The sequence below is a fragment of the Streptomyces sp. NPDC007872 genome (assembly GCF_042868165.1).
Lineage (GTDB): Bacteria > Actinomycetota > Actinomycetes > Streptomycetales > Streptomycetaceae > Streptomyces.
The window spans coordinates 109,625-134,697 of the sequence record NZ_JBIAEA010000003.1; the positions used below are offsets into that span (position 1 = coordinate 109,625).

General features: G+C 73.9%; 22 protein-coding genes. 9 read left to right on the top strand and 13 right to left on the bottom strand.

The window, feature by feature from the left end:
• Window positions 1-78: 78 nt before the first annotated feature.
• From ACFYNX_RS11030 to ACFYNX_RS11040, 3 genes are all read left to right on the top strand, one after another.
• Entirely contained in the window at window positions 79-720 is a 642-nt protein-coding gene (locus ACFYNX_RS11030) for a glyoxalase (protein ID WP_388660072.1), read from the top strand.
• Window positions 721-773: 53 nt separating this feature from the next.
• Window positions 774-1,154 (top strand): thiol-disulfide oxidoreductase DCC family protein, encoded by a 381-nt coding sequence (locus ACFYNX_RS11035; RefSeq protein WP_388660075.1) that lies wholly within the window; start codon window positions 774-776, stop codon window positions 1,152-1,154.
• A gap of 156 nt (window positions 1,155-1,310) precedes the next feature.
• The gene (locus ACFYNX_RS11040) at window positions 1,311-2,642 is read left to right on the top strand and encodes a PP2C family protein-serine/threonine phosphatase (RefSeq protein ID WP_388660078.1); all 1,332 of its coding nucleotides are present in this window, start codon (window positions 1,311-1,313) and stop codon (window positions 2,640-2,642) included.
• Between the two features lie 60 nt (window positions 2,643-2,702).
• Here ACFYNX_RS11040 and ACFYNX_RS11045 read toward each other — a convergent pair whose 3' ends face one another.
• A complete protein-coding gene (locus tag ACFYNX_RS11045) occupies window positions 2,703-3,161 on the bottom strand; it encodes an ATP-binding protein (RefSeq protein WP_388660081.1) in 459 nt (152 codons plus the stop codon).
• Between the two features lie 172 nt (window positions 3,162-3,333).
• Here ACFYNX_RS11045 and ACFYNX_RS11050 point away from each other — a divergent pair, with 172 nt between their 5' ends.
• On the top strand, window positions 3,334-3,702 hold the full coding sequence (locus tag ACFYNX_RS11050; RefSeq protein ID WP_388660084.1) for an STAS domain-containing protein: 369 nt from the start codon (window positions 3,334-3,336) through the stop codon (window positions 3,700-3,702).
• Window positions 3,703-3,887: 185 nt separating this feature from the next.
• Here ACFYNX_RS11050 and ACFYNX_RS11055 read toward each other — a convergent pair whose 3' ends face one another.
• Window positions 3,888-5,060, bottom strand: a complete 1,173-nt coding sequence (locus tag ACFYNX_RS11055; RefSeq protein WP_365542114.1) for a PP2C family protein-serine/threonine phosphatase — start codon at window positions 5,058-5,060, stop codon at window positions 3,888-3,890.
• A 111-nt stretch (window positions 5,061-5,171) separates the two neighbouring features.
• Here ACFYNX_RS11055 and ACFYNX_RS11060 point away from each other — a divergent pair, with 111 nt between their 5' ends.
• Complete coding sequence (locus ACFYNX_RS11060) at window positions 5,172-5,618, top strand: MarR family transcriptional regulator (RefSeq protein WP_365542115.1); 447 nt, start codon at window positions 5,172-5,174, stop codon at window positions 5,616-5,618.
• Window positions 5,619-5,825: 207 nt separating this feature from the next.
• Here ACFYNX_RS11060 and ACFYNX_RS11065 read toward each other — a convergent pair whose 3' ends face one another.
• Window positions 5,826-6,278 carry a MarR family transcriptional regulator gene (locus ACFYNX_RS11065; protein ID WP_388660088.1) on the bottom strand — a complete coding sequence of 151 codons (453 nt, stop codon included), beginning with the start codon at window positions 6,276-6,278 and terminating at the stop codon, window positions 5,826-5,828.
• Between the two features lie 244 nt (window positions 6,279-6,522).
• Here ACFYNX_RS11065 and ACFYNX_RS11070 point away from each other — a divergent pair, with 244 nt between their 5' ends.
• A complete protein-coding gene (locus ACFYNX_RS11070) occupies window positions 6,523-8,271 on the top strand; it encodes a PP2C family protein-serine/threonine phosphatase (RefSeq protein WP_388660091.1) in 1,749 nt (582 codons plus the stop codon).
• 84 nt (window positions 8,272-8,355) lie between these two features.
• Here the strand turns inward: ACFYNX_RS11070 and ACFYNX_RS11075 are convergent, their stop codons facing one another.
• The 5 genes from ACFYNX_RS11075 to ACFYNX_RS11095 form a co-directional block, all read right to left on the bottom strand.
• Window positions 8,356-8,907, bottom strand: a complete 552-nt coding sequence (locus ACFYNX_RS11075) for a hypothetical protein (protein ID WP_388660094.1) — start codon at window positions 8,905-8,907, stop codon at window positions 8,356-8,358.
• Between the two features lie 185 nt (window positions 8,908-9,092).
• Window positions 9,093-11,561: an excinuclease ABC subunit UvrA gene (uvrA, locus tag ACFYNX_RS11080; protein ID WP_388660097.1), complete on the bottom strand. Its 2,469-nt coding sequence runs from the start codon at window positions 11,559-11,561 to the stop codon at window positions 9,093-9,095.
• 74 nt (window positions 11,562-11,635) lie between these two features.
• On the bottom strand, window positions 11,636-12,193 hold the full coding sequence (tpg, locus tag ACFYNX_RS11085; RefSeq protein WP_388660100.1) for a telomere-protecting terminal protein Tpg: 558 nt from the start codon (window positions 12,191-12,193) through the stop codon (window positions 11,636-11,638).
• A 12-nt stretch (window positions 12,194-12,205) separates the two neighbouring features.
• Window positions 12,206-14,386, bottom strand: coding sequence for a telomere-associated protein Tap (gene tap / locus ACFYNX_RS11090; protein ID WP_388660103.1), 2,181 nt, complete (start codon window positions 14,384-14,386; stop codon window positions 12,206-12,208).
• A gap of 252 nt (window positions 14,387-14,638) precedes the next feature.
• Window positions 14,639-15,382: an SDR family oxidoreductase gene (locus tag ACFYNX_RS11095; protein ID WP_388660106.1), complete on the bottom strand. Its 744-nt coding sequence runs from the start codon at window positions 15,380-15,382 to the stop codon at window positions 14,639-14,641.
• A 104-nt stretch (window positions 15,383-15,486) separates the two neighbouring features.
• On the opposite strand from ACFYNX_RS11095, the gene ACFYNX_RS11100 reads away from it, so the two are divergent.
• A complete protein-coding gene (locus tag ACFYNX_RS11100; protein ID WP_388660109.1) occupies window positions 15,487-16,335 on the top strand; it encodes a LysR family transcriptional regulator in 849 nt (282 codons plus the stop codon).
• A gap of 65 nt (window positions 16,336-16,400) precedes the next feature.
• Here the strand turns inward: ACFYNX_RS11100 and ACFYNX_RS11105 are convergent, their stop codons facing one another.
• The 3 genes from ACFYNX_RS11105 to uppS all read right to left on the bottom strand — a co-directional run bounded on the left by ACFYNX_RS11105 (window position 16,401) and on the right by uppS (window position 19,590).
• The gene (locus ACFYNX_RS11105; protein ID WP_388660112.1) at window positions 16,401-17,048 is read right to left on the bottom strand and encodes a TMEM175 family protein; all 648 of its coding nucleotides are present in this window, start codon (window positions 17,046-17,048) and stop codon (window positions 16,401-16,403) included.
• A 329-nt stretch (window positions 17,049-17,377) separates the two neighbouring features.
• Window positions 17,378-18,880, bottom strand: a complete 1,503-nt coding sequence (locus tag ACFYNX_RS11110) for an oxygenase MpaB family protein (protein ID WP_388660115.1) — start codon at window positions 18,878-18,880, stop codon at window positions 17,378-17,380.
• The gene (uppS, locus tag ACFYNX_RS11115; protein ID WP_365542133.1) at window positions 18,877-19,590 is read right to left on the bottom strand and encodes a polyprenyl diphosphate synthase; all 714 of its coding nucleotides are present in this window, start codon (window positions 19,588-19,590) and stop codon (window positions 18,877-18,879) included. Before uppS ends, ACFYNX_RS11110 begins: the two co-directional genes overlap by 4 nt.
• 389 nt (window positions 19,591-19,979) lie before the next feature.
• Here uppS and lanKC point away from each other — a divergent pair, with 389 nt between their 5' ends.
• Window positions 19,980-22,580: a class III lanthionine synthetase LanKC gene (gene lanKC, locus ACFYNX_RS11120; RefSeq protein ID WP_388660119.1), complete on the top strand. Its 2,601-nt coding sequence runs from the start codon at window positions 19,980-19,982 to the stop codon at window positions 22,578-22,580.
• 315 nt (window positions 22,581-22,895) lie between these two features.
• On the opposite strand, the gene ACFYNX_RS11125 is transcribed toward lanKC, so the two are convergent.
• Together ACFYNX_RS11125 and ACFYNX_RS11130 are read right to left on the bottom strand one after the other, a co-directional pair.
• Window positions 22,896-23,084 carry a CBS domain-containing protein gene (locus ACFYNX_RS11125; protein ID WP_388660122.1) on the bottom strand — a complete coding sequence of 63 codons (189 nt, stop codon included), beginning with the start codon at window positions 23,082-23,084 and terminating at the stop codon, window positions 22,896-22,898.
• A 263-nt stretch (window positions 23,085-23,347) separates the two neighbouring features.
• Complete coding sequence (locus ACFYNX_RS11130) at window positions 23,348-24,283, bottom strand: ion transporter (protein WP_388660125.1); 936 nt, start codon at window positions 24,281-24,283, stop codon at window positions 23,348-23,350.
• 298 nt (window positions 24,284-24,581) lie between these two features.
• On the opposite strand from ACFYNX_RS11130, the gene ACFYNX_RS11135 reads away from it, so the two are divergent.
• Entirely contained in the window at window positions 24,582-25,073 is a 492-nt protein-coding gene (locus ACFYNX_RS11135; protein WP_388660128.1) for a GNAT family N-acetyltransferase, read from the top strand.

Consider the following 25,073-nt stretch of genomic DNA (forward strand, 5'->3'; position numbering starts at 1 on the left):
GGTGGCCCCTCCCGCCGGGCCGGGATCGGTCAGGAACGGAGAAGCCCCGGCGAGCACGCCGGGCCTGGCGTGGGCGGCATGACCTCCCTCACATCCGTCACCCTCGAGGTGGCCGACCCCGCGACCGCCGCCCGGTTCTACGACGACGCCTTCGGACTCGGCCCCGCCGCACTGCGCCTGCGGGCCTGCGAGACCCCGACCGAGGGTTTCCGCGGGTTCACCCTGGCCCTGACCGTCTCCCGGCCGGCCGACGTCGACAGCCTCGTCGAGTCCGCGCTCGCCGCGGGGGCCACCGCGCTCAAGCCCGCCGACAGGTCCCTGTGGGGCTACGGCGGCGTCCTGCGGGCCCCGGACGGGACCATCTGGAAGATCGCCACCTCCGCCAGGAAGGACGACGGGCCCGCCACCCGGAGGATCGACGAGACCGTGCTCCTCCTGGGCGTCGAGGACGTGAAGGCGAGCAAGCGGTTCTACGTCGAGAGGGGCCTGGGCGTGGGCAGGAGCTTCGGCGGCAAGTACGCCGAGTTCACCGCCGACGCCTCCAGCCCCGTCAAGCTCGCCCTCTACAAGCGGCGCGGTCTGGCCCGGGACCTCGGCGTCCCCGCCGACGGCTCCGGTTCGCACCGCGTGGTCCTCGGCGGCGCCACCGGCCCCTTCACCGACCCCGACGGCTTCTCCTGGGAGACCGCGGTCCCCGTCACCGCGTCCACCGGCATCTGATCCCGTCCGCTTCCGGCTTCGGCCGGCGGGGCACGGCGCGGGATGATGGGGGCATGCGTTCTCGGCCTGTGCTCGTCTATGACGGAGACTGCGGCTTCTGTACGACGGCGGCGCGTTTCACCGAACGGCGCGTACGACCTCGCTGCGACGTCGTCCCGTGGCAGTTCGCGGACCTCGACGCCCTGGGCGTCACCCGGGAGCGTGCCGCGTACGAGGTGGTGTGGGTGACGCCGGCGGGAGAGGTGGACGGTGGCTCGCGAGCCGTCGCGAAGGCGCTCGTGAGCGCGGGGGGAATCTGGGCGCTGTCGGGGCGGACGCTCTTGTTGCCCGGTGTGCGGTGGGTCGCCCGGCGGATCTACCGGGTCGTGGCGGCCCATCGCCACCGGCTGCCGGGTGGGACGCCGACCTGCGCCGTGCCTCGCCGGCCCCGGTGATCCTGAGCGGAAGCCCGCCGCCTTCCCTCCGCTCCCTCGCTCCCTCCGGGGTTTCCGGGCGGTTGTGGAGGATCGGTGGGGCGGGTCAGGAGTATCCGGTGTGCTTCGCTTGTTGGTACGGATGCCCCGGTGCGCGAGGAAAGGACGGCTGGACGGATGGCGAGCATGGACTTCCCCGGTGGGCTGCGGGCGGACGGCCTGCCGGCCGCGCTGTCGGATCCCGCGCGCCTGGCCGCGGTGGAGGCCACCGCCCTGCTGGACACCGGGCCCGAGGAGGTCTTCGAGGACCTCGCCTCGCTCGCGTCCCGGATCACCGGGTCCGGGCGGGTGTTCGTGACCCTGGTCGACGCGGAGCGCTCGTTCTGGAAGGCGTGCGTCGGTGTGGACGCCGACGCGCTCGAGGACCGGCAGAACCCGGTGGAGCAGAGCTTCTGCTACTTCCTGGTGGGTCTGGAGGGGCAGCCGTTCATCGTCGACGACGCCGCCGCCGACCCGCGCACGGAAGGTCACCCCTCGGTGGGCTCGATGAGCATCGGCGCCTGGGCCGGTTACCCCCTGCTCGACCCCAAGGGGCACGTGCTGGGCAGCTTCTGCGTGATCGACGACTCCCCGCGTGCCTGGTCCGCGGCCGACCTGGCGACGCTGGAGACCCTGGCCCGGTCGGTCGCGGCGGAGATACACCTGCGCCAGAGCCTGACCTCGGCGCGGGCCGCCCACCAGCGCTCGGCCGACCTCGCCCACAGCCTGCAGGCCGCGCTGCTTCCTCCGCGACTGCGGGAGGTTCCCGGTGTGGAGGCCGCGGCCTCCTACCTTCCGGCCTCGAACCGGCACCGCACCGACATCGAGGTCGGCGGTGACTTCTACGACCTCTTCCACACCCGTGGTACGCGCTACGCCGCCGTCCTGGGCGACGTGTGCGGCAAGGGCGTCCAGGCCGCGCAGGTCAGCTCCATGGCCCGCTACACCGTACGCGCGGACGCGGGCGAGGCGGACTCGCCGGCCGATCTGCTGGGCCGTCTCAACACCGCCCTGCTCGCCCAGAGCGCCTCCCGCTTCCTCACCGCCGTCTGCACCGTCTTCCAGCCCTTCCCCGGCGGGCTGTCGGGCGTCATCGCGCTGGCCGGACATCCGCCGGCGCTGGTCCGCCGCGCCGACGGGCGCGTCGAGCCCCTCGGCACGCCGGGCACCCTGCTGGGCGTGATGGACACGGTCCGCCTGACCGATGTGCCCTTCGAGCTCGCTCCCGGTGACCTGCTGCTGCTCTACACCGACGGCGCCACCGAAGCCCGCTCCCGCCCCGGCACCGCTCCCGAGGAAGCCCGGGCGATCTTCGACGAGGCCGACCTCGCCACCGCCCTGGCCGCCAGCCACGCCCTGGACGCCGCCGCGACCATCACCCACCTCACCACCGTTCTCGACGCCCACCACGGCGGCTGGGCCAGCGACGACACCGCCCTGCTCGCCCTGCGCGTTCCCCCACCGTCCTGACCGCGTCGATTCCGAAGGGGCCGGGGTTCGAGAGGGCGGGGTCCGGCCCGGAGCGGCGTTCTACGCCGGGCTGAGGGTGTCGGCCAGAGCGATACGGGCGGTGATGCGCTTGCCGGCCGCCTCCTGCTCGATGAACAGCTCCTCGGCGACCGCCTTGATGATCTCCAGACCGTGCTGGCCCACCCGTCCCGGATCCGCGGTACGGACCGCGGGGATGCCGCGTTCGCCGTCCCGTATGACCACGTCCACCATGTCGGCGGTGACGCGCAGCTCCATCAGGACCGGCCCCGGGGCGTATTTGACGGCGTTGGTGACGAGCTCGCTGACGACCAGCTCGGTCAGGTCCCTGGCGCGTGCGGAGACGGGCAGGTGGTGCTCGGTGCGGGCCGTTTCCAGGAAGGCGGTGGCGTGGCGCCGGGCCTCGGCGATGCAGGAGCCGTCGCCGTCCAGAGTGAAGCCCACGCGCATCAGAAACGCCTCGGTTCCGTTGTCGGCGTGATCATCGGCATGGGCTTCCACTGTCGTCGTCCTCGTTCCCGTTCACGCGGCGCGGCTACCCGCCCGGATGATCCTTACCCGGCCGGGGCGGGCCGGGTCACCGCCCGGGGCACCCGGTCCCGGACGAGTGGGGCACAATCGTTCGCACCTGCCCCCGTCCCGGGGGGTAAGCGTAGACGCAGGCGAGGAGACGATGAGCGGCAACAAGGAAGTGGACCAGCCCGGCCGGCTGTCCGCGACGGTCCGCACGGTCGACGGGGTCCGCGTCGTCACCCTGCGGGGCGAGATCGACCACACCGCCCGGGAAGTTCTCGGCCGGGCCCTGGCCCCCGAAGGAACGGCACCGGCACCACGGGTCGTGGCCGACCTCACGGGGGTGAGCTTCATGGACTCCAGCGGCATCAACGTCTTCATCACCGCCCACCGCCGGATCGGGGAGAGCGGCGGTCGGCTGCGTCTCGCCGGCGCCGGCGAGGCCGTCCGGCGCGTTCTGGCCCTCGTCGGCGTCGACACCGTCATCCCGTGCCACCCCACCCTCGAACAGGCCCTTCTGGACGCCTGACCCCCGGCGCACCACGAAGGACGGGAAGGGGCGGGCATCCGGTTCCCGCCTCCCCATCCGGGGACGGAGGGGAACGGTGCCCCTTTCCCCGCCGGGTGACGAGCGGGCGGGGCGGGCAGCGTCCACCGTTCCCGACGTCCCGGGCGTGGCCGTGTCGCGCGGGCCGCCCGCCCGTCTCCCGGCCCTCAGTCCGACGGCCGTCCGCGCCAGTCGAGGCAGACGACCATGGCGTCGTCGTCGGGGTCGATCACACCGCGGTGACCGGCGAGCTCCTGGAGGACGGCGCGGGGGACCTGAGAGGCGGGCAGGAGCCGGGTGCTGGTCAGGGCCCGGGCCAGGGCCCGTTCGCTGTACCGTTCCCCCGACGGGGAGGCGACGTCGTAGACGCCGTCGCTGACGAAGACGAGGCGGTCGCCCGGTTCGGTCCGGAAGTGTTCGGCCGTGTAGACGGTGTCCTCGAACATGCCCAGGGGAAGCTGGGCGTTCAGCTCGATCTGCTCGACCTTGCCGCGCCTCACGCGCCACATCTTCGGTGATCCGGCGTCCACGATCTCCGTCGCCCCGGTGGCGAGGTCGAAGCGCAGCAACAGGACCGCCAGGTGCTGGGCCCCCCGGTGCTGGCCGTAGACCGCCTGGTCGGCGAGGTAGGCCTGGTCGGCCAGGGACAGGCCGGCCCGCCGGGCGTTGCGCAGGGCGTTGACCGCGAGGTTGGTCAGCAGGGCCGCGTCGATGCCCTCGCCCATTCCGTTGGTCACGGTCAGGGTGAGGTCGTGGGTCGACGTCGACCAGTCGAAGTTGTCCCCGTAGATCGCGTAGGCGGGTTCGAGCTGCGCACCGATGTCGTACTCCGGGCGGGCGCACGAACGCCCGGGAAGGAGCTGCCACTGCATCTCGGCGGCGAGGGTGAGGCGGTCGGCCCGCCGGGCCTGGAGGTAGAGGTCGGTGTCGCGTTCGCCGACGACGATCTCGTGTCCGAGCACCTCGGCGATCTCCGTCAGCTCCCGGGCGGTGCCGGAGCCCTCCTGCCAGTCGGGCAGGCGCAGGCTCAGGACCCCGATGCGGTCTCCGCGCACGCTCACCGGCAGGTGCACGGTGACCGGGCCGTCTCCCCCGGCGCCCTCGACGTGGGGCGACTGCCAGTTGAAGGCCCGGCCCGGGGCGCTGTCGTGGACGGGGACGGGTTCCCTCGTATAGGGGAGAGCCGTGACCGGTTGCAGTATGGTCGTCGCGTAGTCGGCCATGAGCAGGGTGACGTCCGTGGCGCCGTAATGGGCCACCAGCCCTTCCTCCAGGGATCGGAGGAGGGCGTCGGGCGTGGCGGCGCGCAGGGCGCGCTCGACCGCGATGAATCTGTCCATTGTCCGGTTACCGCCTAGTCTCAGAACGCATGCGAAAGGGGGGCTCTCCTCATGTCTCGGCGACCGGAGGAAGCATCGCGGCGGAACGGTGCGGAGGTCTCCGCCGCCGGCGTGGCGCTCGAGGTCCTGGAACTGCTCGAAGTGCTGTGGTCCCAGGGGGAGACGGTGTCGACGGCTCCGCTGTCCTCCTCCCAGGTGCGCGTGCTGTACGTGCTGGAGCGCGAGGGAGTGGTGAACCTGCGCACCCTGGCCGAGAAGCTGGACTCCATGCCGTCGTCGGTCAGCCGGATGTGCGACCGCCTGCAGGCGGTGGGCTTCATCGATCGCGGCCACAACCCGTCCGACCGCCGCGAGCTGGAGCTGCGTCTGTCACGCAGGGGCGCGAGCTACCTCAGTGCGTTCCGTGCCCGTCGCGAGCAGGTCCTGCGCGAATTGCTGGGGAAGATGACCCCGACCGAGCAGACCATGCTCGTGCGGGGACTGTCCGGGATCCGGACCGTCGCCGGTGCCGGGTCGCCCCGCGAGGAGACGGACGCCAGCGTCACGGAATCGGCCTGAGGCCGGCGACTGCGCCGATCGGTGCACGGTTCCTCCCTTCCGAGGAAATGCCGGAGGCCGTCTGCGCGCCTCGTGATGCTGCGACAGATTCGTTCCTCGGGCAGATACTTGTCAAATGACAAGTATTGCGGCCGTGTAACCCGCGCCGGGCCGGTGGGCGTGCGGCGAGGGGGCCGCGGGGAGGGTGGAAGCCCGGCTCCTACGGGGTCAGCGGTCCCCGTCGCGGTCGCGCAGCGAACTCTGCAGGGCGGCGAGCAGGCCGACGAGTCCGGCCCGTACGGCTTCGTCCTCGGCATGGTCCGGCAGGAGGAGGGACGGCTCGGTCAGCCGTTCGGCCCGCATCTCGGCGAGCAACCGCCGACCGGCACGTGTGGCGGTGACGATCCTGCCCCGTCCGTCGCCCGGCGTCGGAGCGCTGGCCACCAGCCCGGTCTGTGCGAGCTTGGCGGTCACGCGGCTCAGCGAAGTGGTCGGCACGGAGAGCAGGTGCGCCAGCCTCCCGGGGGTCAGCCGTCCGAAGTGGTCCAGCAGGACCAGTATCCGGTACGCGAGGCCCGCGGGCTCCCGGCGCCGTTCCAGGTCCTCCCACAGTTCCAGCATCGCGGCGGCCGCCTCTTCGTCGGCCGAAGGGGAAGAGGCCTGGTCCGGGTCGTCATTCATAGGCAGGTGCGGGATCGAGGACGATTCCCCTCCGCTTTCCCCGTGCGGCCCCCTTCATGCCTGCCGGGAACCACCTCGCTCGCCGCGGCCCCCGCGCGGCCGGTTCCGGTCACGAAGGACGGTGCGGATCCGGGGAAGCGGACGAACACCCCCCTTTTCCGCCCCACTTCGCTCCGCACCGTGAAATACTTGTCGCACGACAACTATTGCTCGGCGGTCCGCGGGCCAGAAGAGGGGCGAAAGCGTGACGACGGCAGTGCCGGGAGCCGAGGACGGCCGTGCGGACGCTTCTGAGGACGGGCCCACCGACGGCCTCCTGGCCGGGGCGTTCGAGCTCCTGCCGGACGCCGTCTCGATCTCGGTGGCGGTACGGGACGCCGACGGCCGGGCCGTCGACCTCTGTCTCGAGTACGCGAACGCGGCCGCCCGCTCCGGCCGCACGGCCGGAGCGGCGCCCGCCGGGGGCCCGCGCGGCGATCTGTGGTCCCGGACGGCCGACGACGGTGTCCTCGCGGCCTGCCTGGACGTACTGAACACGGACCGGCCGGAGGGGCACGGAGTGTTCACCCCGGCCGGGGAAGGAGCCCACCGCACGGCGGATCGCGAGTACCGGGCCTTCCGGCTGGGAAAGGACCGCCTGCTGCTCGTGCTGTGCGCCGACCGGCGGACACGGGCCGAGGAGCGCACGGGGGCGCGGCCCGGCGGAGACGCGAGCAGCGGCGGGGACGACCGGGAGCGGCTCCGGATCCTGGCGGACGCGGGTGCCGTGCTGGGGAGCTCGCTCGACCGCGGGGCGACCATGGACGCGGTCGCGGACTCCGTCGTACCGGATGTCGCCGACGGCTGTCTCCTCTACCTCGTCGACGACACCGGCCTGCCGGCCCTGGCCGCCCTGGCCCACCGCGACCCGCTCCGGCGGCGGGAACTGCGCGACCTGGCCGAGGCGTCTCCCCCGCACCCGGACTCCGAGGGCGGAGTCGGCGCCGTCATCCGCACCGGACGCCACGAACGGGGTGCCGACGTCGCCCGCGCCCTGGTCCCGTCCCCGCACGCCGGCGAGGACCGCCGGGTGCCGCACCGCCCGGCACCCGCGGATTCCTGGCTGGCCGTCCCCGTGGGCCGGTCCGGCACCGTGATCGGGGCCATGGTCCTGGTGAGGGCCGCTTCCGGGTCCTCCCCCTTCACCGAGGAGGACGTCGCCCTCGCCCGGGAGCTCTCCCACCGCGCGGCCCCGGCGATCCGGAACGCCCACCGCCACGCCGAGCAGGCGGAGGTGGCGCGCAGGCTCCAGGAGAGCCTGCTGCCCCGCGCCCTGCCCGACGTGCCGGGCCTCGAACTGTCCGCCCGTCACCGTCCCGGCGAGAAGGGCACCCTGATGGGCGGGGACTTCTACGACGTGTTCCCCAGCGGTCCCCGGGACTGGACGGTGACCGTCGGCGACGTCGCCGGCAAGGGGCCGGGGGCCGCGGCGCTCACCGGCCTCGTACGTCACACCGTCCGCGCGGTGGGGCGGAGCGCCGCCGACCCCGCCGACCTCCTGCGCGCCGTCAACACCGCCCTCCTCGACGAGCCGGCGCCCGCTCGCCGCTTCTGCACGACGGCCTGCGCGACCCTGCGCCCGGACGGCTCCGGTATGCGCCTCGCCCTGGCCCTGGGGGGCCATCCGCACCCGCTGTTGCGCCGGAGCGACGGCACCGTCGTCCCGGTCGGCCACCCGGGCACCCTCCTCGGAGTGGTGGACGAGCCCCGCCTGCGGACCGTCCACCACACGCTGGGCCCCGGCGACCTGCTGCTCTTCTACACCGACGGCGTCACCGAGCACCGCTCGGACGACGGCGTCATGCTCGGCGAGGCGGGCTTGCACGCGGTCCTCACGCGCACCGCGGGCGCCTCGGCCGAGGCGACCGTACGCCTCCTGGAGGAGGAGATCGCCGCGCACGACCCCAGGGCGCCCACCGACGACTTCGCCGTCCTCGCCGTCCTCGTGCGCTGACACCGGATCACGCGCCCCCGAAGTCGGGCCTGCCGCTCGTACGGCCGACCCGGTCGGTCTCGGATCCGTCCCTGCGGGGGCGCGTCAGCCCTGACGGGGCCGGCGGTGCGGCTTGCGCGGGCGCCGGATCGTGTCCGCGCCCGCCCCGGCGGCGCCGGCGGAGGAGAACAGGCTGGGCACGCTCGGGCGCGGAAGCGTCCGGGCCTGGGCGGCCGGCTTGGCGGCGGTACGGCCGGTGGGGGCCGCGGCGCGGGCCAGGATCCGGGCGTGGGGGATGTGGGGCGCGCACATCGCGCAGACCTCCTCGACGATCCACACCTGGCCGACGACCGGGTCGTGGCGCAGGATCATCACCACCTCGCCCGCGCACGGCGTCTTGTCTCCGGGGTGCGCCTCGCAGCGCCCGGCGCGGCAGTGGCAGGCGGCGTCGGGACGGACGGTGGCCACCCTGGCGTGGGCGGCGGCGTGCCGGGCGGCGAAGGCGCGCAGGGAGGCCAGGTCGCGGGAGCGGGCGGGCATCGTGCACGACGAGGTGCAGGTGACGCTCGCGGTGCGGTCGCTGTGGCCGGTGAGGCGGACGGTCCAAGCCCGTCCGGGCACGCGCGTGGTCGGGGATTCGAGGGGAGCGGTCGTCACGCGAGGAGGTCCGTTCGATAGGGAGTCGATCACGGGCCGGGTCCGCTGTGCGATGTCCGCGGGCTGCCCGGGGCCACGGTTTTCCTTCCCCCGTGACGCGCTTCGTAAGCAGGGTGGTCCTCTCCCGCCACGGCGACCTGCGGCAGCCGGACCGGCCGTCCGGTCCTCGGCCTCTCGTCCCGTCGTCAGGAGCGCGCGAGCCGGGCCGCGAGGTAGGGCGCGGTGACGCTGCGGCGGGCTTTCGCCACCTCGGCCGGCGGGCCCGCCGCGATCACCCGTCCGCCCGCTTCGCCGCCGCCCGGCCCGAGGTCGACGACCCAGTCGGCGGTGGCGATCGTGTCCAGGTCGTGCTCGACGAGGACGACCGTGTTGCCGGCGTCGACGAGCCGGTGCAGTTGTCGCAGCAGCAGGGCGATGTCCGAGGGGTGCAGGCCGGCCGTCGGCTCGTCGAGCAGGTAGAGCGCGTGCCCGCGGCGGGCCCGCTGCAGTTCGGTCGCCAGTTTGATGCGCTGCGCCTCACCGCCGCTGAGTTCCGTCGCGGGCTGGCCGAGGCGCAGGTATCCCAGTCCCACCTCGCGCAACGTCTCCAGGCTGCGGGAGGCGGCCGGGACGGCGGACAGGAACTCGGCGGCCGCGTCGACGGACAGCGCCAGGACGTCCGCGATGTTCTTGCCCCGGTAGGTGACTTCCAGCGTTTCGGGGTTGTACCGGGCGCCCCGGCAGGCCGGGCACGGCGCGTAGGTGCCGGGGAGGAACAGCAGTTCCACCGTGACGAAGCCTTCGCCCCGGCAGGTTTCGCACCGCCCTTCGGGCACGTTGAAGGAGAACCGCCCGGCCGTGTAGCCGCGCTTCCCGGCCTCGTCCGTCGCCGCGTACAGCCTGCGCACCGCGTCGAACATTCCCGTGTACGTGGCCAGGTTGGACCGGGGTGTGCGGCCGATGGGCCGTTGGTCGACCCGTACCAGCCGGTCGAACGACTCGGCTCCCGAGGCGTCCTGGACCTCGACCTCCCCCTGCGCCTCGTCGGCCTCCTCGGGTACGAGCCCGAGGTGGCCGCGGACGACCTCGGCGAGGACCTGTGTCACCAGAGTCGACTTTCCGGAACCGGACACGCCCGTCACCGCAGTCAGTACGCGGAGCGGGACGTCGACGGACACGTCGTGCAGATTGTGGCGGGAGACGCCGCGCAGGTGCAGCCAGCCGTGCGGTGTGCGCGGACGGTGGGCGGGGCGTCGGGCGCGCCCGAACAGGTACTGGCCCGTGGCCGACCCGCCGACCCGTTCCAGGCCGGCGACCGGCCCGCTGTACAGCACGCGGCCGCCGTTCTCGCCCGCGCCCGGGCCGATGTCGACCACCCAGTCCGCCCGCCGTACGACGTCCATGTCGTGCTCCACGACGAACAGGGAGTTGCCCGCCGCCTTGAGCCGGTCCAACACCTCCAGCAGTGGTTCCGCGTCGGCCGGATGCAGGCCCGCGGAGGGTTCGTCGAGGACGTAGACGACGCCGAACAGCCCCGAGCGCAACTGGGTGGCGATCCGCAGGCGCTGCGCCTCACCGGGCGACAGGGTCGTCGAGCGGCGCCCGAGGCTGAGGTATCCGAGGCCCAGGTCGAGCAGGACGTCGATCCGCGCGACCAGGTCGCCGCAGATCCGGAGCGCGGCCTCGGTCGTCTCCCCGGTTCGCGCGGTCGACGTGGTGGCGTCGGCCCCGGTCCTCTTCGCGACGGGGCGCAGCAGGGCCACGACCCGGGTGAGCGGCATCGTGTTGATCTCGGCGAGGGAACGTCCGGCGAAGGTCACGGCGAGCGCCTCGGGCCGCAGTCCGCTGCCGTGGCACGCGGGGCAGGGCACGCTCCTGACGAACCGGAGCGCCCGTTCGCGCGTCCTCTCGCTCTTGGAGTCGGCGAGGACGTGCATGACGTGCTTGCGGGCGCTCCAGAATCTTCCCTGGTAGCCGTGGTCGACGCGGCCCTCCTCCGGCTCGACGTGGACGGAGGGCTGCTCGTCCGTGTACAGCAGCCAGTCCCGGTCCTTCTTCCTGAGCCTGCGCCACGGCCGGTCGATGTCGATTCCCAGGCCTTTCACGACACTGCGCAGGTTGGCGCCCTGCCAGGCTCCCGGCCAGGCGGCGATCGCCCCCTCGCGGATGCTCAGCGAGGGGTCCGGGACGAGGAGGTCCTCGGCGACGTCGTGCACGACGCCCAGTCCGTGGCACTCCGGACAGGCGCCGGCCGCGGTGTTGGGCGAGAAGGACTCGGCTTCGAGCCTCGCGGCTCCGGGCGGATAGGTACCGGCGCGGGAGTAGAGGACGCGCAGGAGGTTGGACAGCGTGGTGAGGGTGCCGACCGTCGAGCGCGAGCTGGGCGACCCGCGTCGCTGCTGCAGGGCCACGGCGGGCGGCAGTCCGGTGATCTCCCGCACGTGCGGCGCGCCGGCCTGTTGCAACAGCCTTCGGGCGTACGGTGCCACGGACTCGAAGTAGCGCCGCTGGGCTTCCGCGTAGAGCGTGCCGAAGGCGAGCGAGGACTTGCCCGAACCCGAGACGCCGGTGAAGGCGACCATCGCGTTCCGCGGAACGTCGACGTCGATGTTCCGCAGGTTGTTCTCCCTGGCGCCCCGGACGTGCACGAAGGGGTCACTCGCGTCCTTGTTCACCGTTCCTGATTACCCGACCGGGCCGGAAACCGCGCGACGGGCGTCGTCGCCGGGCCCGCCCGGCCTGCCTGTTCCTACAGCTCGAACTCCAGGTGTTCCACGTCCGTGAAGTGGACCTCTTCCAGCGATCCGGCGCGGCGACCGCCGTCCTGGAAGTAGACCTCCCTGAGGGCTTCGGCCGTGATCTGCCGGAGTTGGGCGTCGCCGGCGCCGCCGTCCTGGGCGTCGAAGAGGCGGGCGGCGTAGACGGGGGGCAGGGCGATGGTCAGGTGGCGGACGCGGTCCTGGTCGGTGGAGCCGATCGGCGCGGTGTAGCCCATGCGGGCGCGGGTGTCGATGACGATGCCGTCCGTGGAGGCGGCCCTCTGCCGGGCCCTGGCCCGGATCTGCGGCTGCCACCGCTTCTTCACCTCGCGTTCGAGGCGGGCGGCGAGGACGGGGCGGGGCCTTCTGGCCCTGCCCGCCACGTACCGCTCCACCTGCCGCTGGGACATCCCCAGCAGGTCGGCGGCCGCCTTCGTACCACCGAGCTTCCTGACCAGGTAACGCATCTGCGCGCCCGCGGTCTTGGGCGCCGGACGCGTGAACGCCTTCTGCACCGCCTTGTCGAGACCGTCGCCGAACAGGCTCATCGTGGGCCTCTCCTACTCGCCGTTGTCCGTGCCGGTGACCGTGCCGTCCTTGATGTACCGGGCCAGGTTCAGCTCCGGGGCGTCGAAACGCTCGCGGACCTCCTCGCCCCACAGCACCGACTGGGTGCCCTCGTGCTTGACCAGGCCGGGGTTGACGCCGAGCTTGAATCCGCCCGGGAGCGGTCTGCCCTGCCGGTAGGGCAGGAAGTCCAGCGGCGAGGGACCGCCGGCGGCGTAGACGACGCAGTCGGACAGGACGGCGATCGGGTACTGCCCGGTGAACGCGGCATGCTTGACGATCTTGCGGTGCAGGTTGATCCGGGTACGGGAGATGACGGCCGCGCGGATGTCCGGGCGCCACGTCGGGCGGGACAGGGCGCGCCACGGCTCACCCGGCCGCCAGCCCTCGGCCCGGGGCCGCTCGCGGAGTTTGCCCAGACCACCCTTGACGGTCGCCTTGACCGCCGCGACGACGGTCGCGAGATGGGGGTCGCGGTCCTTCCAGCCCTCCATCGCCGCCAGGAAGACCTCCGGGGCGGTGTCGGCGTGGACGCCGAGGTCGGCCATGGTGGCGAGGTAGGCGTCGCGCAGCCGGGTGTACCAGCCGTCCAGGTAGCGGCCGTTGTCGTACCGGACGTGGGCCTCGGACGGGCGCACCTCGTAGCCGAGCTCGACGGCGTAGGCGACGGTCGGGGTCGCGTACCAGGCCGGGCCCGCCGGGCGGTCGCCCTTCGGCGTGAACGGGGAGGGCAGCAGGTCGCCGTCCAGCTCGGCCCACCTGTCCTTGCCGACCTTCACCTTCGACAGGTCGACGTGGGAGAGGTCGACCAGCCAGGAGCCGGGCAGCTTCGGGTCGAACACCGGGTTCTTCACGTGCGTGGGCGCGCCCAGGCCGACGATCAGGCCGTTGGCGCCGGCGCCGAAGGCGAGGTTGACGTCGATGCCGACGAGGTGGCGCAGGGTGCACTCGGCGTCCGTCATCGGCCGGGCCCAGTCGTACGCCTCCTCGAAGAGCTGCTCGCCGGGGCCGCGGACGTGGAAGCGCGGCAGGTCCTTGAGGACGGGGTGGCCGTCGGGTGCCTCGCACGGCGCGGGGTGGACGGGGTCCTTGCCCAGGGAGCCGGGGTTGTGCTCGGAGTGCCGCCTGCCGTTCTCGTCCGGCTCGGAGGCGCGGGTCGGCGGGTGCAGCGCGGTCATCAGCTCCAGGCCGGTCACCGCGGTCGATCCGCGCGGGGTCATCACGCGGGAGGCGTACAGGCCCAGGACGCGGGCGAGTTCCGCCGGCGGGAGGTGTCCCGCCCCGCCCCAGTGACGGGTGTCGAGCGCGTTCCACGACGGGACGCAGAGCTGGACGCAGGCCCGCTCCGAACCGGTGGCGGGGCGGTAGATCCGCGCCCACGGGCCGAAGCCGCGCTTGGTCAGCTTCCACTCCGCGCGCACCAACTGCTTGACGGCCTTGTGGCCCTCCGGCAGGCGCCCGGCGGTCCGCTCCTCGTCGGTGAGGGTGGCCGGGAGGCCGTAGCGCTCGCACGCGGCTCCGGTGAGGACGAGCAGCGGGTCGGCGTCCTTGCCGGGCCCGGACAGCCTCGGCTGACCGAGCCCGGCCTCCTTCAGCGTCCAGTCCACCAGCGACGGCAGGGACTTGGCGGGCACGTCCAGGACCAGGCCGCCGGTGCAGTACGCCAGCACCCGTCCGTCCTCGTCGACGTCGACGACCGCCAGCGGACCGTTCGCGAACCGCGGATCGGTACCGGGTGCCGGAGTGTCGGACACCGTCACGGCCGCGGTCCCGGTCTCGGCCCGCTCTTCCGTCGGGGGGGCGGTGCCGGTGGGAGCCTCGGGGGCCGGAGCGGTCTCGGCGGGCGCCGGAGCGGTCTCGGCGGGTGCGGCTTCGGCCGAGGCGGGTGCAGGTGCGGCCGAGGCGGGTGCGGCTTCGGCCGAGGCGGGTGCGGGTGCGGGGTAGAGCTTGGCGAGCCCGTCGAGGAGCCGCGCGTACGCGTCGCGCTCCGGCGGACGCGGCTCGGTCCTACCGGCCTCCCAGCTCGTGACCGTGGCCCGGCGCACCTTCAGCGCGGACGCGACCTCGTCCACCGTCAGGGCGTGGGCCTGCCGCAGACGCTTGCGCTCCTCGGGCGGCGGCAGGACGGCGCGGGACGTGAGCAGCGCGTCGACCGCGTCGAACAACTCGGACATGAGGACACCTCCCGAGCACACCCTATCCCGCGAAGCGCATGTCCTGCGTATATCACGCGCACGAAGAGCGTCCAGGAACCGTACATGTCGCGGTAGGAGGAGGGCTCGGGAGGACGGCGTGACCTCGGTACCACGCCCCGGTGCCTGCGGAGCCGCCCCCCGGGAGGGGACGGATCCGCGTGGGGCGGGGCCCACGGCCCTCTTCCGCGGCCGGGCGCCTCGGTGCCGTCCGGCTTCGGCGGGAGCGTGCCCCTACCAGGGCACCTCGCCCTCGTCGCTGAAGAAGCGGCCCGTCGGTCCGTCGTCCGGCACGGTCGCCAGTCGGATGGCGGAGGCCGCGCCCTGCCGTGGGGTGCGCACTCCCCGGAAGTCGTTGAGGTCGGTCGCGGTGTAGCCGGGGCAGACCGCGTTGATCAGGATGTCGGTGTCGGCCAGTTCCTTGGCGTACTGCACGGTGACGGCGTTGAGGAACGTCTTCGACGGTGTGTAGGCGGCGGAGATCGGACCCGTTTCGACGCCCGGGGTGGTCTGGAGCGTGAGGGAGCCGACGCTGCTGGAGACGTTCACGATCCGGGGCGACGGCGAGCGGCGCAGGAGGGGCAGCAGGGCGTTGGTGACGCGGATGACCCCGATCACGTTGGTCTCCACGGCCGCCCGCACCCGGTTCACGTCGACGGTGGTGGGCTCCTGCGGTCCGCCGCCGGTGATGCCCGCGTTGTTGACGAGCACGTCGAGCCGCCCGGTCCGTTCCTCCAGCAGTCGGGCCGCCGCCGTCGCGCTCGCGTCGTCGGTCACGTCCAGCGGTACGCCGAACGCGTCGACTCCGGCCGCGCGCAGCTTCTCCACGGCGGCTTCGCGCCGCTCCTCGTCGCGCGCGCCGACCCCGACGGACCAGCCGAGTTCGCCGAGCCCGGCGGCGATCTCGTATCCGATGCCCTTGTTGGCCCCGGTCACCAGGGCGACTTTGGTTCGGTTCACGGTGTTGTTCTCGCTCATGACTCCGATGCTGCTCCCGCGCCCGGCGGGGCGTCCAAGACCGATCGGGTGGGTGGCGATACCGGCCGGGTATCGCCGCCGGTGGGGGCGGTTACGCTGGCGGGGTGGAGACACGTGAACTGCGGTACTTCGTCGCGGTCGCCGAGGAGTTGCACTTCGGCCGGGCCGCGCAACGGCTCGGGATCGCCCAGCCTCCGCTGTCGCGGGCGATCGGCGGGCTCGAACGGCGCCTGGACGCGCTCCTCCTGGAGCGCGGCGGCCGGGGCGTCACCCTGACCGAGGCCGGGGCGGTGCTGCTGCGGGAGGCGCGGGCGGCGCTGGACGCCGTCGAGGCCGCCGAGCGGCGCACCCGCCGGGCCGCCCTCGCCGCGGCCGGCCGGCCCTCCGTGGTCCTCGCCGCGAAGGCGGGCGCCTCCGGCGAACTGCTGGCCAAGCTCCTCGACGCCTACGCCGCCGAGCCCGGTGCCGTCGCCGTGGACGTCGTGCTGTGCGGGCCGGGCGAGCAGGCGGAGGTGCTGCGCGACGGCCGGGCCGACGTGGCCCTGCTGCACCGGCCGTTCGACGACACGGCCGGCTTCGACACCGAGGACCTGCACACCGAGGGGCAGGTCGCGGTCCTCCCGGCGGGCCACCCCCTCGGCGTCCGTCCCCACCTGCTTCTCGCCGAGGTCACCGGCCTCCCCGATCTGCCCCTCCCCCGCTGGCCGCGCCCCGACGGAACCTTCCCGGACGGGCCGGGGCCGCGGGTGCGCGACCACACGCAGCTCACCCAGCTCATCGCCCTGGGCCGCGCCTGCGCGATCGTCCCGGAGGCGATCCGCACCGGCCTCCCCGAGGGCCTCGTCGCCGTCCCCGTCCCCGACGCCCCGCGCGTCACCACGGTCATCGCCTGGCCCCCGCACAGCCGCTCGACGGCGGTCGCGGGGCTGGTCCGCGCCGCCACCGCCCTGTGACGGGCCTTCCCCGGCCCGCGCGACGTCGTCGCCGGACGCCTCGCTGACGACGGCGTCACCCCCGGTCATCCGCCCCGCCCGTCAGGGCCTTCGTCCTGGTGCGCGGCGACCGCCCTGCGCCGTTCGCGCCGCCCGAGGAACACCTTCACCGGGAAGAGCGCCAGCCAGAACCAGAGCGCCGCGTGCGGGGCGACGAAGGCGAGCGGCACGGAGAGCCCGAAGACGAGGATCGTCGCGCCGAGATCGACGGCGCTGTCCCCCCACTCCCCCACCGCCCGGACCCCGTGGCGCGTGCGCAGCGTGGCGAACATCGCGAACTGCAGCAGGTCGACCAGGCAGATGGTGGCGGCGTAGGCGGCGACGGCGACCGGTTCGCGGGCCCCGTACTCGGCCAGCATCGACGTCGGGAAGGGCACGACGGCGATGACGGCGAGGACCGCCAGCGCGAGGTACTGCGGGATGCCGCCGACGGTGGCGGCCATCGACAGGATCTGCCGCTGGTCCCGCCAGAAGACGCAGCAGATCAGGAAGGACAGTCCGTACGCGGCGAGCGACGGCAGGGAAGCGCGCAGCGCCTCGTGGAACCGCTCGGTGTCCAGGTCCGGCGGGACCCTCACGTCGAGGGCGAGGAGCGTCATCGCGATCGCGAAGATGCCGTCGGAGAGGGTGATCAGACGCTCCGTGCGCGGTGCCGGGGAGTTGGCGTGGTCCACCCCGACACCTTGGTCCCCGCCGGGACCGGGACGGTGGATTGGGCCGACCGGGGGCACGCCGTCCCGGCCGGACCGGCGCTCCACGGGGAACGGGGGACGCGCGGGGTGGGGCCGCGCGGGCACCCGCCCCCCCCCCCCCCCGGGGGGCGGGCCCCGCCCGCGCCCCGCCCGGCACGCGGGGGGGGGGGGGGGTGTGGGGGCCGGGGGGGGGCCCGCGGCGGCGGGGGGCGGGGCCCGGGGGGGGGGGGGGGGGGGGGGGGGGGGGGGCGCCGCCCCCCCGCCCCCCCCCCCCCGCCCGAGGGGGCCGTCCCCGGCCTGCGCCCGGACGGTCACGCGTCGGCGAGGAGGGGGTCGTAGGGGGTGGTGCGCCGGCGGCCGGACATGAAGGACAGGAAGTCGTTGACGAAGGCGCTGCGGCCGTAGGTTCCGTCGGCGCCGGCGGTGTCACGGCGGAAGGCGGTCCGGAACAGCGCCCGGTACTCGTCCGCGTCGATGGTGTGGTCGCCGTCCTTGTCGGTGACGTCGAAGAGGACCTCGGCGACCCTGATCAGCGCGGGCCCCGCCAGGGAGGGCACGGCGGCGGCGTACTCGTCGGCGCTGACGCGGCCGTCGCCGTCGGTGTCGAGGGCGCTCTGGAGTTCGCGCCACCAGTCGGCGTAGGCCGTGTAGAGCCTGGTCTCCTCGGGCTCGTCCAGGTCGAGGCGGCTGCAGAGTTCGCGCGCCATGGCGGCGAGGTCGGGCCAGTCCAGGTGTCCGTCGCCGGTCTGGTCGAGGACTTCGGCGAAGAACGTCCGCGCGCCGCGCCGCGTCTCGTCGGCGGGAGCGGGCTCGGGTTCCGTGGGCATGGGGGTGATGAGCCGGATGAGGGCGCCGGCCCGCTTCATCCGGTCGCGCAGGGCGTTGACCGTCCGGGCGCGGGGGTCGTCGGCGTCCGGGGAGAGCGTCAGCAGGTCGAGGATGTTGTCGGCCTTGATCCAGCCCTCGGGCAGGAACCGGGTCAGGCCGGCGGCCAGGTAGACGCCCTGCATCAGGGTCTGCACTCCCGCGATCTCGGGCAGGCCGGCCCGTCGGCGGAACGGTTCCGGCAGGGACGCCACGGTGATCGCTCCGACGACCGGCCCGGCGACGGCCCGGCCGGTCGCCCACAGGGCGGGAAAGCCGTTCAGCAGCGGCGGAGCGGGAAGGTGGTCGAAGAGCTTGTAGAGGATGATGCGCATCGCCTCGGTGTTCTCCAGCTCCTCGGCGACCACCCGGTCGTAGTAGGGCCAGAACTCGTCGAGGGTGCGCGGGAGGTGGTGGGCCGGATCCCCCAGGGCGGCCTGGAAGGCCTGGAACTCGGCGTACAGCCGCTCCATGGTCTTCTGTTCGAGGGGCTGTCCGCTGAGCCGGCACATGGTGACGGTGCTCTCGAACAGGGTCGCCACCACCCAGGCGCGCACCTCGGGGTCCATGGCGTCGTAAGGCCGGTCCTGCGGGTCGGTGCCGTGCAGCCGTGCGTGCATCCGGTTGAGGCGCGCCGCTTCCCTCTGCCGGGTGTGGTCGTCGGCCCCGAACATGCGCTGCAGGCTCGTGAGGGTGTTGCGGAGCCGGCGCCAGGGGTGGGTGACGAAGGTGGAGTTGTCGATCAGGGCGGCGCCGACCTGGGGGTGCGCGGCCTCCAGTACGGTGGCCCGGATCACGGCCAGGGCCCAGCGCGGGTCGTTGAAGAAGCCGTGGAACTGCGAGCCGGGGCCGAAGAGGGATTCTTCTCCGGCGTCGCCGTTCCCGCCGCCGTGATCGGCGGCGTCGGCGCCGGGAGGCGTCGTGGAGGGGCGGTCGTCCGGGACGGTCACGATGGGGGTTCTCCGTTCTGGGGCGGCGGCACGGCGCCGAAGCGGCGTTCGCGCTGCCGGTAGGCGTGCAGGCACTGGAGGAAGTCGGGGGCGCGGAAGTCGGGCCACAGCGCGGGCGGGAAGACCCATTCGGCGTAGGCGACCTGCCAGAGCATGAAGTTGGAGATGCGCTGTTCGCCGGAGGTGCGGATGACCAGGTCCACGTCCGGGGTGTCGGGGAAGGGGAGGTGCGCGGCGAAGCTCTCCTCCGTCACGGATCCGGCCGGCGCGCCGCTGCGGATCAGTGACCGTGCGGCCTCGACGATGTCCCTGCGGCCGCCGTGGTCGAAGGCGACGGTCAGCGTCATCTGCCGGTTCCGGTCGGTCAGCGTCGTCAGGTCGGCGATGTCACGGGCCAGTCCGGGAGGGATGCGGGGGTCGGTCATGCCGAGGAAGCGGCAGCGGATGCCCCGTGCGTGGAGCAGAGGGGCGTGCTTGCGCACCACCCGGCGCACCAGGTGCATCAGGAAATCGATCTCGGTGTCCGGGCGGCGCCAGTTCTCGGTGGAGAACGCGAAGAGGCTCAACCAGCCCACCCCGGCCGCACGCGCCGCCTCGATGACGTCGATGACCGTCGTCTCCGCGGCGCGGTGTCCGGACGTACGCGGCAGGGACCGCCGGGCCGCCCACCGGCCGTTCCCGTCCATCACGCACGCGACGTGACGCGGCATCCCGCCGCGTTCCCCGGGTGGCCCGGCACTCCGGGGAGCGGCGAGGGGAAGAGCGGGCCCCTCGTTCATGGACTGTCCTGTCGTCACGCCCGTCCTTCCGGCGTCCGGGGCGGACGCCGTCCCGCGAGGGAGGAGGCCCCGTTCCACGGGGCCGCCGCCGTCCGAAGATCACCGACACAGACTGGCAGCGCTCGGCCCTGTGCGTGGCGCGCATCCTGCGTCTTCACCCCTGGCACTCGTGTCCGAGTCGGAGCGCCGGGGGGGGCCCGGCCCGTCCGCGGACGAAGCCGGCCGTGACCGCCGCCCGAACCGCCTCCCCGTCTGCCGGTCCCGGCGGCCGGCGCGCGGGACGGTGGTCGCGGCCCACCACCGTCTTGTGAGGAGATCCCGTGCTCGAAGGCTTCGGCGAGGCGCTCGCGGACGGGGAGTACTACCTCCCGCTGACCCGCGTGGCCGACCCAGGACCGCGCTTCACTCCCGGTGAGGTGCCGCCGGGCCTGCGCGGCTCCGCCCAGGGCATCTGGACGGTCTGGGGCGGCCAGCGGACCGGGCCCGCCGGGCAGGGCTGGAAGATCCACGTGTCGGCGCGGCTGGAGCGGGCGCAGCACGTGCTCGACACGGTCGCCGGGATCTGCTTCTCCGAAGGCGTGCCGTTCAAGCACCTGAGCGCCCGGCTCTTCTTCCTGTTCCTCCATCACAAGCACGCCGCGCGGGCGCAGTCGGGCAAGTTCTGCGCCGTCTACCCGCCGGACACGGCGACCGCCCGCCGGCTGCTGGAGCGCCTGCGCGACGCGCTCGACGGGGAGGAGGGCCCGTACGTCCTCACCGACCGGCGCTTCCGCGACTCGCGGACGGTCCACTACCGCTACGGCTCCTTCGACGGCGCCCGCAGCAGGCTCCGGGCCGACGGCACCCGGGAGGGGACGGTCCGCGACGGTTCCGGCCGCGAGGTCGCGGACTCGCGACTGCCCGCCTTCCACCTGCCCGACGGGATCACGGACCCCTTCGTCGAGCGGGAGGAGGAGCCGCACGCGGGTCCGATCCTGATCCGCGACTACGAGGTGACCGGTGCGGTGCGCCTGAGCAACGCCGGGGGCGCCTACCGGGCCCGCGACCGGCGGACCGGCCGCACCGTCTTCCTCAAGGAGGCCCGCGCCCACAACGGCCTGGTCTTCGACGGGACCGACGCGCGGCGACGGCTGCGGCACGAGTACGACGTGCTGCGCGCGCTGCACGCGGCGGCCCCCGGGGTGGCACCGGAGCCGCTGGAGCACTTCACGGAGTGGGAGCACGACTTCCTCGTCACCGAGTACGTCGCGGGGCAGCCGCTGACGGGCTGGCTGAGCCGGTCCACCCCGCTGGCCCGCGCCGACCGCACGGCCGGGTCCGTCGCCGCATACCACGAGGCGTGCCGGCGGCTGCTGGCCGGGCTGGACGCCTCGCTGGAGCGGCTGCACGCCGCCGGCTACCGGTTCGGTGACGTCAGCCCGGGGAACATCCTGGTCACGGCGTCGGGCGGGATCCGGCTCGTGGACTTCGAGGCGGCCTCGGCGCTGTCGGCGGCCCCGTCCGGGATGGGCACTCCGGGGTTCACGCCTCCGTCCGGCCTGCGCGGGAGCGGCACCGATCCGCTGCTGCCGGACCGGTACGGCGCGTCGGCGGTCGCGCTCGCCCTGCTGGCGCCGTGCCACGAGATCGCCGAGCACGCGCCCGCCAACCTCGCGCTGCTGCGGCGCGACCTGGCGGACGTGGCTCCGCCGCGGGACCTGTGGCGGCGGGCGACCGCGTTCCACCCGGCAGAGGACCGGGCACAGGACCGGGACGAGCCCGACCGCCCTCCTTCCCCCGCCGAGGTGGACGCCGATCCGCGCGGCTGTCTCGCCCGTCTGGCCGGGAAGGTGGCCGCGGGGCTGCTGGAGACGGCCGACGCCGACCGGCCGGAGTGGGTGTTCCCGCCCCCGCCCGAGGCGCTGCGGACCAACAACGTGTGCCTGGCCTACGGCACGGCCGGGGTGGTGCACGCCCTGCACCGCGCCGGGACGGCCGTGCCGGAGGAGATCCTCGAACGGCTGCGCCGCGACGCGCTGGCGCCGCGCGGCGCGCTGCCTCCCGGACTGCTCGTCGGCTCGGCCGGCGTCGCCCGGGTCCTCGCGGATCTCGGCCGCCCGGACGAGGCCGTCGACCTGCTCCGGGACGCCGACGGCCACCCGCTCACCGCCTCCTGTGCCACGCTGGCCGGCGGGCGGGCCGGGGTCGGTCTGGGCTGGCTCGCCCTGCACCGGCTGACCGGGGAGAACGGCCACCTGGAGCGGGCCGCCGCGGCGGGAGAGGGCCTGCTGCGCACCTCGGACCCGCGGGCCGTCCTCGGCGAGCACGACGCCCGCGGGCTGCTGCACGGCCGTTCGGGGCTCGCCCTCTTCCTCCACCGCCTGGCCCGTGCCACCGGCGAGGCCCGCTTCCTGGAGGCGGGCCGCCTGCTGCTCCACCAGGAACTGGACCGGACCTTTCCGCTGGATGACGGCGCCCTGTCCCTCTCCGACGACGCGCGGTTCACCCGTGCCATGCCGTACCTGGCCACGGGCGCGGCCGGTCTCGCGGCGGTGCTCACCCGCTACGTGGCCACCGCGCCGGACGAGCGCTGCGCCGCGGCGCTGCCGCGGCTGGTCACCGGCGTCCGGGTCTCCCGCGCCACGAAGGAGGCGGGCCTGTACCGGGGGCTGGCCGGACTGGTCTGGTTCCTGACCGGGCACGCCGAACTCACCGGCACGGACGCCGCCCGCGAGGACGCCGTGCGGGCCGCGACCGGCCTGCTGAAGTACGCCGTTCCGTACCGGCGCGGCGTCCGCTTCCTCGGGGCGGGCTCGCAGCGGTTCACCGCCGACCTGTCCAGTGGCGGGGCCGGTGTCCTGCTGGTCCTGCACCGCCTCCTCACCGGCCCGCTCCTGGCGGCGCCCCGTTCCTCGCGCCCCCGGCTCCCGGTGGCCGCCTGACGCCACCGTACGAGCCCCCCACGACCCCCTCGGTGCGGCGGCGAACGCCTCCGTGACCGGGGTGTGCAGTGATCCACCGGTACGACCCCGGCAGGAAACCCGACAGGAAAGAGGAGATCACCCATGAGCCAGATCCTCGCGCTCCAGGCCCTGGACACCGAGCAGGAGGCCCTCGACGCCCTCGTCCCCTGCTTCAGCGTCGCCTGGAGCATCAGCGACATCTTCCCCGAGCCGATGTGACGGACCGGTACCCGTGAGGGCCGGGACCGGTGGCGGCGCCATCGGCCCCGGCCCTCTGTGTCCACGGGGGGCCTCTCAGGCCGTCTGCGGGCCCATCAGCCGGGCCAGCAGGTCGTCGAGGCTGACGAGGCCGGTGAGGGCGTCCTGTCCGTCCCGTACGACGGCGAGGGAAGAACGGCGGCGGCGCAGTCGCTCGACGGCCTCGGCGACCGTGGTGCCGGCGGTCAGTACGAGGACGGCGAGCAGGCCGAGGGCGGCGTTCACCGGCTCCCGCCCCCCGGTACGTGGGGGCGGGTCGTTCCGACGGACAAGGAGGTGCTCCTTCGTGAGGCGGTGGTCGGGACCGGGGTGGCCGGGGCCGCGCGGCGGGGCGGGCCCGGCCCCGCCGGAAGGTTCGTCCGTCGCGGGTCGCTCGCTCCTTGTCGTGCTCCGGCGGAATCGACGGCCGGGGAAGCGCACGGGCTTCTGCATCACCGCGGAGGAAGAGCGAACGGGCGCCGGGAGCACCGCCGGGCGAAGGCGGTCGGTCAGGCGGTGGTCACCATCCGGTCCCGGTCGTGCGGGACCGGCGGATGTGGGGCGAGGGAATGTTCGAGGGTGTCCAGGGCCCGCCGCACGTCGGCGATGTGCGCGGCGAGCTCCGCGGGAGGCGCCTGCGGGGAGATCCGCGCGACCGGGGTGCCCGTCGTGGTCTCCTGCTCGTCGGGGGTGCGGCGGGCCGCGTCGAGTGCGGCCTTGTCGAGTTCGCGCGCCTCGTCCAGGCTGTTGAGGACGACGCCGATGAGGACGTTGACCAGGACGAACGAGGCGAGCAGGACGTAGGAGCCGTAGTAGAGCAGGCTCAGGCGCGAGACGGAGAGCCCGTTGTAGATGGCGTCCTGCAGGCCTTCCAGTGTCATCAGCAGGAACAGGGTGAGCAGAGCGCGTCCCAGGGATCCGAAGTGGGCCGGGTCGTGGGAGCCGAAGCAGACCCAGCCGACCATGGCGTAGACGTAGAGGACGACGGCTCCGACGAAGAGGAAGCTGATGGTGCCGGGGAGGCTGCGGGAGACGGCGATGAACAGGATGCGCAGTTGGGGCAGGAACCGGGCGGTGCGCAGCACCCTGACCATGCGCAGCAGCCGCAGGACGGTGGCGTTCTCCCGCACGAAGGGGATATAGGCGCAGGCGACGACGACCAGGTCGAAGACGTTCCAGCCGTCGCGCCAGAACTCTTTCGGCCGGTCGGCGTGGGCGGCCAGGCGCAGCAGCATCTCCAGGGTGAAGAAGGCGAGGCAGCCGTGCTCGGCCCGTCGGAGCCCGGCGGCGTGGGCGGCGGCGAAGCCCTGGTAGGTCTCGGCGCCGAGCAGGGCGGCGTTGAGCAGGATCGCGGCCAGGACGGCGAGGGAGAAGGAGGGGGTCTCGATCAGGGTGCGGCAGGGAGCCGCGAGGCGGGTCCGGGCGGGAGCCGGGGCGGTGGTCATGGGAATCTCCGTAACGGGGCACACGCCGAGCACCGCCCGGAGGGGACGCGGAGGCGACCGGGCGGGATCGATGGCTTGTTCTTTTCGCTCCTAACGCGCCGACGGGCCTTCGGGCTGCGGGTCACGGGGGAAGTGGGTAAACGATTCATCCGCTCCAGGGAAATGCCACGCGTTCGGCCCGCCGCGGGGCGGCCGGGCCGTGACCGATCCAGCACAAGATCGTTTACGTCGAACGCCACCGCGCCGCTCCTGCGGGAAGGACGAACGGCCTTCCCGCCCGTCCCGCTACCCTCGACGGATGTTCGACATCAGGATCGCGGGTCCGGACGACGCCGAGGCGCTCGGCGACGTGCACGCCGCCGGCTGGGAGGCGGCCTACGCGCCCTTCTTCTCGCCCGAGTTCGCGGCGCTGGGCGTCAGCGACCGGCGCACCCGGTGGCATGCGCGCATCGGTGGGGGAACCCTTCTCCTCGCCTCCTTCGAGGGGCGTCCGCTGGCCCTTTCCTGGTCCGGCGCCTCCCCCCGGCGGCCCGACTGGGCCGAGGTGTACGGCTTCTACGGGCACCCCGACGGTTGGGGGAGCGGCATCGCCCCCGCGCTCATGGCGCGGACCCTGGTCCACCTGCGCGCCGGGGGCCACGAGCGAGTCCACCTGTGGACCCTGCGGGACACGCCGCGCTCGCGCCGTTTCTACGAGAAGAGCGGGTACGTCCCGACCGGCGCCTCGCGGTCGCACGACTTCGGTGACGGCAATCCGCTGGCGCAGGTCGAGTACGCGCGGGAGTGCTGA

Bases quoted from the DNA above. Each gene is read 5' to 3' on its own strand.
- ACFYNX_RS11040 (WP_388660078.1), top strand. From the start codon at position 1,311: ATGGCGAGCATGGACTTCCCCGGTGGGCTGCGGGCGGACGGCCTGCCG.
- ACFYNX_RS11130 (WP_388660125.1), bottom strand. From the start codon at position 24,283: ATGACCACCGCCCCGGCTCCCGCCCGGACCCGCCTCGCGGCTCCCTGC.
- tap (WP_388660103.1), bottom strand. From the start codon at position 14,386: ATGTCCGAGTTGTTCGACGCGGTCGACGCGCTGCTCACGTCCCGCGCC.
- ACFYNX_RS11035 (WP_388660075.1), top strand. From the start codon at position 774: ATGCGTTCTCGGCCTGTGCTCGTCTATGACGGAGACTGCGGCTTCTGT.
- uppS (WP_365542133.1), bottom strand. From the start codon at position 19,590: ATGCCGCGTCACGTCGCGTGCGTGATGGACGGGAACGGCCGGTGGGCG.
- ACFYNX_RS11030 (WP_388660072.1), top strand. From the start codon at position 79: ATGACCTCCCTCACATCCGTCACCCTCGAGGTGGCCGACCCCGCGACC.
- ACFYNX_RS11065 (WP_388660088.1), bottom strand. From the start codon at position 6,278: ATGAATGACGACCCGGACCAGGCCTCTTCCCCTTCGGCCGACGAAGAG.
- ACFYNX_RS11050 (WP_388660084.1), top strand. From the start codon at position 3,334: ATGAGCGGCAACAAGGAAGTGGACCAGCCCGGCCGGCTGTCCGCGACG.
- ACFYNX_RS11095 (WP_388660106.1), bottom strand. From the start codon at position 15,382: ATGAGCGAGAACAACACCGTGAACCGAACCAAAGTCGCCCTGGTGACC.
- tpg (WP_388660100.1), bottom strand. From the start codon at position 12,193: ATGAGCCTGTTCGGCGACGGTCTCGACAAGGCGGTGCAGAAGGCGTTC.
- ACFYNX_RS11055 (WP_365542114.1), bottom strand. From the start codon at position 5,060: ATGGACAGATTCATCGCGGTCGAGCGCGCCCTGCGCGCCGCCACGCCC.
- ACFYNX_RS11135 (WP_388660128.1), top strand. From the start codon at position 24,582: ATGTTCGACATCAGGATCGCGGGTCCGGACGACGCCGAGGCGCTCGGC.